The organism is Corallococcus sp. AB038B (genome assembly GCF_003668955.1).
Taxonomy (GTDB): Bacteria; Myxococcota; Myxococcia; order Myxococcales; family Myxococcaceae; genus Corallococcus; species Corallococcus exiguus.
In genome coordinates this window covers 84,699-91,317 of record NZ_RAWO01000002.1, presented here as the reverse complement: position 1 = coordinate 91,317, position 6,619 = coordinate 84,699, and the positions used below count along the sequence as shown (strand labels likewise).

The 6,619-nt window shown below is 70.0% G+C and carries 6 protein-coding genes; 4 read left to right on the top strand and 2 right to left on the bottom strand.

Annotated features, from left to right (window positions below):
* Nucleotides 1–164: 164 nt before the first annotated feature.
* The gene (locus D7Y04_RS11795) at nt 165–455 is read left to right on the top strand and encodes a hypothetical protein (protein ID WP_121759384.1); all 291 of its coding nucleotides are present in this window, start codon (nt 165–167) and stop codon (nt 453–455) included.
* Between the two features lie 57 nt (nt 456–512).
* Here the strand turns inward: D7Y04_RS11795 and D7Y04_RS11790 are convergent, their stop codons facing one another.
* On the bottom strand, nt 513–2,468 hold the full coding sequence (locus tag D7Y04_RS11790) for a DUF4185 domain-containing protein (RefSeq protein ID WP_121759383.1): 1,956 nt from the start codon (nt 2,466–2,468) through the stop codon (nt 513–515).
* Between the two features lie 128 nt (nt 2,469–2,596).
* On the opposite strand from D7Y04_RS11790, the gene D7Y04_RS11785 reads away from it, so the two are divergent.
* Together D7Y04_RS11785 and D7Y04_RS11780 are read left to right on the top strand one after the other, a co-directional pair.
* On the top strand, nt 2,597–3,091 hold the full coding sequence (locus D7Y04_RS11785; protein ID WP_121759382.1) for an endonuclease V: 495 nt from the start codon (nt 2,597–2,599) through the stop codon (nt 3,089–3,091).
* Between the two features lie 18 nt (nt 3,092–3,109).
* The gene (locus D7Y04_RS11780; RefSeq protein ID WP_121759381.1) at nt 3,110–4,240 is read left to right on the top strand and encodes a class I SAM-dependent methyltransferase; all 1,131 of its coding nucleotides are present in this window, start codon (nt 3,110–3,112) and stop codon (nt 4,238–4,240) included.
* An 8-nt stretch (nt 4,241–4,248) separates the two neighbouring features.
* Here D7Y04_RS11780 and D7Y04_RS11775 read toward each other — a convergent pair whose 3' ends face one another.
* Nucleotides 4,249–5,229: a LysR family transcriptional regulator gene (locus tag D7Y04_RS11775; protein WP_233601383.1), complete on the bottom strand. Its 981-nt coding sequence runs from the start codon at nt 5,227–5,229 to the stop codon at nt 4,249–4,251.
* A 103-nt stretch (nt 5,230–5,332) separates the two neighbouring features.
* Between D7Y04_RS11775 and D7Y04_RS11770 the strand changes: the two genes are divergently transcribed.
* Nucleotides 5,333–6,574: an MFS transporter gene (locus D7Y04_RS11770; protein WP_121759379.1), complete on the top strand. Its 1,242-nt coding sequence runs from the start codon at nt 5,333–5,335 to the stop codon at nt 6,572–6,574.
* Nucleotides 6,575–6,619 lie beyond the last annotated feature (45 nt).

Sequence of the window (6,619 nt, the reverse complement as noted above, 5' to 3'; positions counted from 1 at the left end):
AGTGTGTCGCCGCCCAACGGCTGCGGCAGCTGCACTTCGCCGAGGACGGGGCCGCCGCAAGGCGCCCCTCGTCCGTGCTTCCGCCGAGTAGCGGATTGCCACGATTCCCCACGCAGCATGTCCGGGGCGAGCATCCACACTCCCCTTCTCCCCCGGAGCTCCGCATGCGCATCCCCGCCCCGTTCGCCGCTGCCCTCCTCCTGCTCACCTCCGCGCCGGCCCTCGCCGCGGAGACCCCGTGCAGCATCGTCTGCACGCAGAGGTTCCCGCTCTGTGAGAGCGCCTGCAGCGCCAACGGCCAGGACACGAACTGCGGTGAGGCGGGCTACCGCTGCGTCGAAACGGCCGGCGTGGGCTCCGAACCCACGACCTCGGTGATGTCCACCGAAGAAGCCCCCCAGGTGTGTCGCGACGGGCGCCCGGACGGCGAGCAGCCCCAGACCGCCGAGGGTTGAGCGTCCGGAAGCACACCCGCTGATGCAGGGCACGGAGGTGCCCTGCATCCCGAGGCTTCAGTTGCGGACCACGGCCACGTCGTCCACCTGCAGCCAGGTATCACCCGAGTTCGCCCAGGTTCCGGCGTACACCTCCACGCTGTGGTTGGCGCCCGAGTTGAAGGTGACGGACTGGAGCGTGTAGCCGCCCAACGGCTGCGTCAGGTGCACCTCGTTGAGGACGGGACCGCCGTTGAGCATGCGCGCGCCGAAGTAGCCGTCATTCTGGTTGGTGGATGTCTTCACCCAACCGGTCAGCGTGTAGACGGTGTTGGGCGTCACCGCGACCCCCTGCTTGAGGGCGTTCCAGCCGGTGTTGTTGCGCACGAAGCCGTTGTTGGCGCCGGTGCGCGCGAAGCCCAAGCCCCGGTCGACGCCGCCATTGCCCTGCACGTACCAAGGTGAGGTCGCGGTGGAGGACGGCTGCTGTTCGAAGCCAGCCTGAGCCACCAGGTTCGCGCCCCGCGTGAGGCTCACGTCATCCAACTGCGCCCACGTGTCGCCCGCGTCCGCCCACACGCCGCTGTACACCTCCACCACGGTGTTCGCGCCGGAGTTGAAGGTGACGGTGCGCTCCGCCCACGACGGCAGCGAGCCGTACTGCGTCTCCCCCAGGATGGGGCCATTGCCCGCGGCGCGAGCGCCGAAGTAGCCCCGGGTGGTGTTGGGCGAGGAGCGCAGCCAACCCTTGAGCGTGTAGTCCGTGTACGGCTGCACCACGACGCTCTGCTTGAGCGCGTTCCAGCCGCTGGACCCGCGCACGTAGCCGTTGTCCTGGCCGGTGCGCGCGTTGCCCATCGCCCGGTCGATGCCGCCCGCGCCAGCCAGGTACCAGGGCGCCATCGTCGGCGTCGCGGCCTGCGTCTCGAAGCCCGGCTCGGACAGCAGGTTGTTGCCTTCCGCGTCGGCCGTGAGCGTCGCGCGCATCAGGAACGTGTTGTAGGGCGTCCACTGCGAGGTGATGAAGTACAGCTCGCTGGCGCTGTTGCCCCACGGGTGGATGAAGCCGTTGTAGATCCCGGGGAAGGCGGCGCCGGTGGCCAGCAGCTTCTCCCCGCTCCACGGCCCGGTGGGAGTGCCCGCGTCGCGCATCACCACGGCCTGCCGGTGCTCGTTGAGATACGTCATCAGGAAGCGGCCCAGCGCGGCGTTGTAGGCGACGGACAACTCCCCCGCGATGCCGATGACCACCGGGCGCGCCGCTGCCTGGGACGCGGACCAGCCGTTGCCGTCCCAATACCGGTACGCGTTGATGTCCAGCAGCGCGCCCTCCGGCACACGCGCCAGGTGCACGTTGCCAAAGCGTCCGTTGGGCGTGGCGTACAGGTAGACGAAGCCGCCGTTCTTCACGAAGGCGCCCATCTGGAAGGGATTCGTGAAGGACGCGTTGTTCACCCAGCGCGCCGACGGGTGCTTCACCCAGTTCTGTCCGTTGTCGTCCGAGTACGCGATGCCCGAGTAACTGGTGGTCCACTGCCCCGGATCGCCCCAGTGCTTCACGGACATGTAGTGGATGAAGTGGCGCGTCCCCACGCTGACGCCCGCGGTGGGGATGACGGTCATCTCGTCGTTGTCCACCTTCCGGGACGCCAGCACCTCCTTCGCGTGGCGGGTGCGGTCCTGCACCATCGTGGTGAAGGACAGGCCGTTGGACAGCGTGGTGTCCGTCGAGCGCGCCAGCACGTTGCTGCGCCAGCCGCCGCCACACCCGCCGTTGCCGCACCAGCCCGCGCCGAAGGTGTCCCCGAACAGGACGAACACCTCACCACCGCCCTTGTCCCAGACGATGCCCAGGTCCGTGCCGTACACCTCGTAGTTGGTGTGCGTCTGGTTCGGATTGGGCAGCGTCTCACCCGCTGGCGTGGCGCCCGTCACCCGCGCCACCTTCGTCACGTTCGTGGGCGTCACCGCCCCGGCCGTCCCCGCGCCTCCCAACAGACACACCGCCTGAAACACCACCGCACGCCTCATCATCTGGACCCCTCCGGCAAGGAATTTGCATTAACAGCAAAAGCTCTAAATCAAGAAATACCCAACCTTGATTTGAGGACTCCAGTGTCCGGTGGATCAGCTGTAGCTTGGGGGCGCCCAAGGAGACGTGGATGCTCGCCTGCGTGGACGTGGACTACCGCCCCGACGTCACCGTGGCCGCGTGCGTCCTCTTCCGAGGGTGGACGGACGCCAAGGAGGCTGGGCACCTGGTGGACCGGGGCCCCATCGCGGCCCCCTACGAGCCCGGTCAGTTCTACCGCCGCGAGCTGCCGCACCTGCTGCGGGTGCTCGCCGACGTGCAGGAGCCGCTGGAGGCCATCGTCGTGGACGGCTACGTGTGGCTCGGGGAGAACGTACCCGGACTGGGAGCGCACCTGTACGAGGCGCTCTGTCGCACGGTGCCCGTCATCGGCGTGGCCAAGACGCCCTATGTCACCACCGGGCCAGCGCTGCCCATCGTTCGGGGAGGGAGCCTGCGCCCTCTGCTCGTCACGGCCATTGGAATGGAGACCGCGACCGCCGCGGAGCACATCCGGCGGATGCACGGAGGCTCGCGTCTGCCGACGATGCTGAAGTTCGTGGACCGGCTGTGCCGTGAGTCCTGACCGTGCTACCCCAGGGGCATGGATCGCCCCCGCCGCCCCACCGCCTCGCCTTTCGAGTTTCCGCCCGAAGCCGCGTTCACCTGGCATTCGGAGAGTGACGAGCCCGCGCCCACTCGCCTGTCGCCCGTGGACGACGGCCTCAGCGCCGACACCGCGCTCAAGCGCGTCCGCCGGGGTGAATTCCTGCGCTACTCCGGCGACTTCCACAACGCGAAGCAGCTGCTGGGCGCGTTGGGCCGGCGGCTCGAACAGCCCTGGCGGGCCCGCTCACCGCTGGAGGCATTCCGGGCCGAACGCCGCGCGCGGCAGCAGGAGCATGCGACGCTGTCGCGCATCGTCGTCGCGCTGGACCGAGGCTACCGCCTGGACCTCGCGCGCGCGCCGGACGTCGCGGAGGCGTGCCGGCAGGTCTGGGGCGAGCCCACGGAGGACTTCACCGTCGTGCCGCTCAAGCAGCTGCTCGGCATGCTCGGGGCCGCGGAGTGGCGACGCAAGGGATTGGAGGTCCCGGGGCTGAAGGGGTTGCTCCATCCGCATTACGGCGTCTACCTGCCCACGCGCACGGACTACGTGGAGCTGCTGGCGGCCGTGTCGGACGTGAAGGGCAAGCGCGTGTTCGACGTGGGCACCGGCACCGGCGTGCTGTCCTTCCTGCTGCTGCAGCGCGGAGCGGCGTCCGCGCAGGCCACGGACTGCGACTCCCGCGCGGTGGCGTGCGCACGGGAGAACGCGGAGCGGCTGGGCCTCGCCCAGCGCTTCCAGGTGACGGAGGCGGACCTGTTCCCGGAAGGAAAGGCGGACCTCGTCGTCTGCAACCCGCCGTGGATTCCCGAGCCGCCCAAGAACCGGGTGGACCGCGCGGTGTTCGACGAGGACAGCCAGTTCCTGCGCCGCTTCCTCGAAGGGCTCCCCTCCGCGATGAACCCAGGGGGAGAGGGATTGCTGATCCTCTCGGACCTGGCGGTGCTGCTGGGCCTGCGTCCGGCCGGGTGGATCGAGGAGCAGTTCGAGCGCTGCGGCCTGACGGTGGCGTGGCGGAAGTCCACCCCGGCACGGCACTCCAAGGCGAAGGACAAGGCGGACCCCCTGCACGCCGCGCGCTCCCAGGAGGTCACCACCCTCTACGGCCTCGTGCCCACCGCCAGATAGACGCCGCATCACCCCGTGCGAGTGGCCACCGCCAGGGCCGCCGGAATCCGTTCCCGCATCCACTCCACGAACCTGCGCAGCCTCGCTGGATGGAAGCGCGCGGCGGGATAGAGCAGGTACATGGGCAGGGGAGCCGCCTGCCATTGCGGCACCAGGTGCACAAGCCGGCCGCGCTGGAGGTCCTCCCGAAGCACCCAGGACGAGCCCACGCAGACGCCCAGGCCTTTCACCGCGGCGCTGCGCATGGCGTAGAGGCTGTCCGTGCTCACGCGCGGCTGGAAGACGATGGGCTGGACCTCACCGGTGGCCACATGGGTGAGTGAGATTTCGTTGCGATAGAACGTGCGCAGGGACAGCCAGGGCAGCCTCGCGAGCTCGTCGGGATGCACCGGCACGCGTCCCCCTGTCAGCACCGAGGGCGCGGCCACGACGATGCGAGGCACCTCCGCCACGCGGATCGCCACCACGCTGGGGTCCTTCACCTCGCCGACGTGGAGCGCGCAATCGATGCCGTCCGCGATGAAGTCCACGGCCCGGTCATGCAGCAGCCATTCGACGGAGACCCGCGTGTAGCGGCCCAGGTATTCCGTCAGCGGGTCCACCAGCAGTTCCTGACCGAAGGCGTGAGGCACCACGACGCGCAGGGTGCCCTCGGGTTCGTCGCTCGCGCCGCGCAGGTCGGACTCGAACATGTCCCAGCTGGCCAGCAGCTCCTTCGCCCGTTCGTAGCAGCGCGTCCCGTCCTCGGTGAGCTTCATCGCGTGGGTGGAGCGCTGGAGCAGCCGCAGCCCCAGTGAACGCTCCAGCGCCTGGAGCCGGCGGCTCACCGTCGGCTGCGTGGTGCCCAGCTGCGCGGCGGCGGAGGACAGGCTCCCGGCGTCCACGATGCGGATGAACGTCTGCATCAGCTCCAGCCGGTCGGCGCTGGCGGACGCGGGAATCTTCGGCGGCGACCCACGCCGACGGGCAGGCTTCGAGGGGAGGGGCATGGTGATACGCAACGCGTATAACCGCTGTACGGAGCAGGCGTCTACCGTCCCCTCTCTCTCTGACGCACTGTCACCTCATCGCGCATCACCCGAGGTGACCCTCATGTCCTTCATTCGCGCCGTACATGGAACCGCCGCCCTCCCCTCACCGGTCTCCGCCGCCAGTAACTCCCTGTCGCACGGTCTGCGCCTGCTGCTGGCCGCGAGCGCCGGCCTGTCGGTGGCGGCGATCTATTACAGCCAGCCGATGCTGGGGGTGATGGGGGCCACGCTCGGCGCCTCCGACACCGCGGTGGGTCTGGTGCCCATGCTCACGCAGCTGGGCTACGCGTTGGGCATCCTGCTGCTGACGCCGCTGGGTGACCGCTTCGACCGGCGCCGCATCATCCTCCTCAAGGCCGCGCTGCTGAGCGTGGCCCTGCTGCTGGGCGGCCTGGCCCCGGACATCCAGCTGCTGCTGGTGGTGAGCTTCGCCGTGGGCCTGACGGCGACCGTGGCGCAGGACATCGTCCCTGCCGCCGCGACCCTGGCCTCCGAGCATGAGCGCGGCAAGGTGGTGGGCACGGTGATGACGGGCCTGCTGCTCGGCATCCTCCTGTCCCGCGTCATCAGCGGCGTGGTGGCCGAGCGCTTCGGCTGGCGCGCCATGTTCATGGTCGCCGCCGCCAGCGTGGCCTTGGTCGGCGTGGCGGCCTGGCGCGGCCTGCCCCGCTTCCATCCGACCAACACGCTCTCCTACGGCGCCCTGCTCGGCTCGCTGGCCGGCCTGTGGCGCAAGCATGGCGCCCTGCGCAGGGCAGCGCTGGCCCAGGGACTCATCTCCATTGGCTTCAGCGCGTTCTGGTCCACCCTCGCCGTGATGCTGCATGGCGCCCCGTTCCACCTGGGGAGCGCGGCCGCGGGGGCCTTCGGTCTGGCGGGCGCGGCGGGGGCATTGGGCGCTCCGGTGGCGGGCCGCATCGCGGATCGCTACGGGCCGGAGGTCGTCACGCGCCTGGGCGCCGGACTGACCGTCCTCTCCTTCGCCACGATGTTCGCGGCGCCGTGGCTCGAGCCCCATCACCGGCTGTGGCTGATTGGCGCCAGCGCGATTGGCTTCGACCTGGGCGCACAGGTGACGCTCGTGGCGCATCAGACGCTCGTCTTCGGCATCGAGCCCGCAGCACGCAGCCGCCTCAACGCCCTGCTGTTCGCCGGCGTGTTCATCGGCATGTCCGTGGGCGCGGCGAGCGGCAGTCTGGTGTTGTCCCACTGGGGCTGGGTGGGCGTGACGCTGCTGGCGACGGCTTCCGCGCTGGCGGCCCTGCTGGTCCGCATGTTCCCCGCGGCCCGCACGGTCCGCTGACAGTGCCGAAACCGCACCCCGTCCTCTGTCCGAGGACGGGGCCCC

Bases quoted from the DNA above. Each gene is read 5' to 3' on its own strand.
- D7Y04_RS11795 (WP_121759384.1), top strand. From the start codon at position 165: ATGCGCATCCCCGCCCCGTTCGCCGCTGCCCTCCTCCTGCTCACCTCC.
- D7Y04_RS11790 (WP_121759383.1), bottom strand. From the start codon at position 2,468: ATGATGAGGCGTGCGGTGGTGTTTCAGGCGGTGTGTCTGTTGGGAGGC.
- D7Y04_RS11785 (WP_121759382.1), top strand. From the start codon at position 2,597: ATGCTCGCCTGCGTGGACGTGGACTACCGCCCCGACGTCACCGTGGCC.
- D7Y04_RS11780 (WP_121759381.1), top strand. From the start codon at position 3,110: ATGGATCGCCCCCGCCGCCCCACCGCCTCGCCTTTCGAGTTTCCGCCC.
- D7Y04_RS11775 (WP_233601383.1), bottom strand. From the start codon at position 5,229: ATGCCCCTCCCCTCGAAGCCTGCCCGTCGGCGTGGGTCGCCGCCGAAG.
- D7Y04_RS11770 (WP_121759379.1), top strand. From the start codon at position 5,333: ATGTCCTTCATTCGCGCCGTACATGGAACCGCCGCCCTCCCCTCACCG.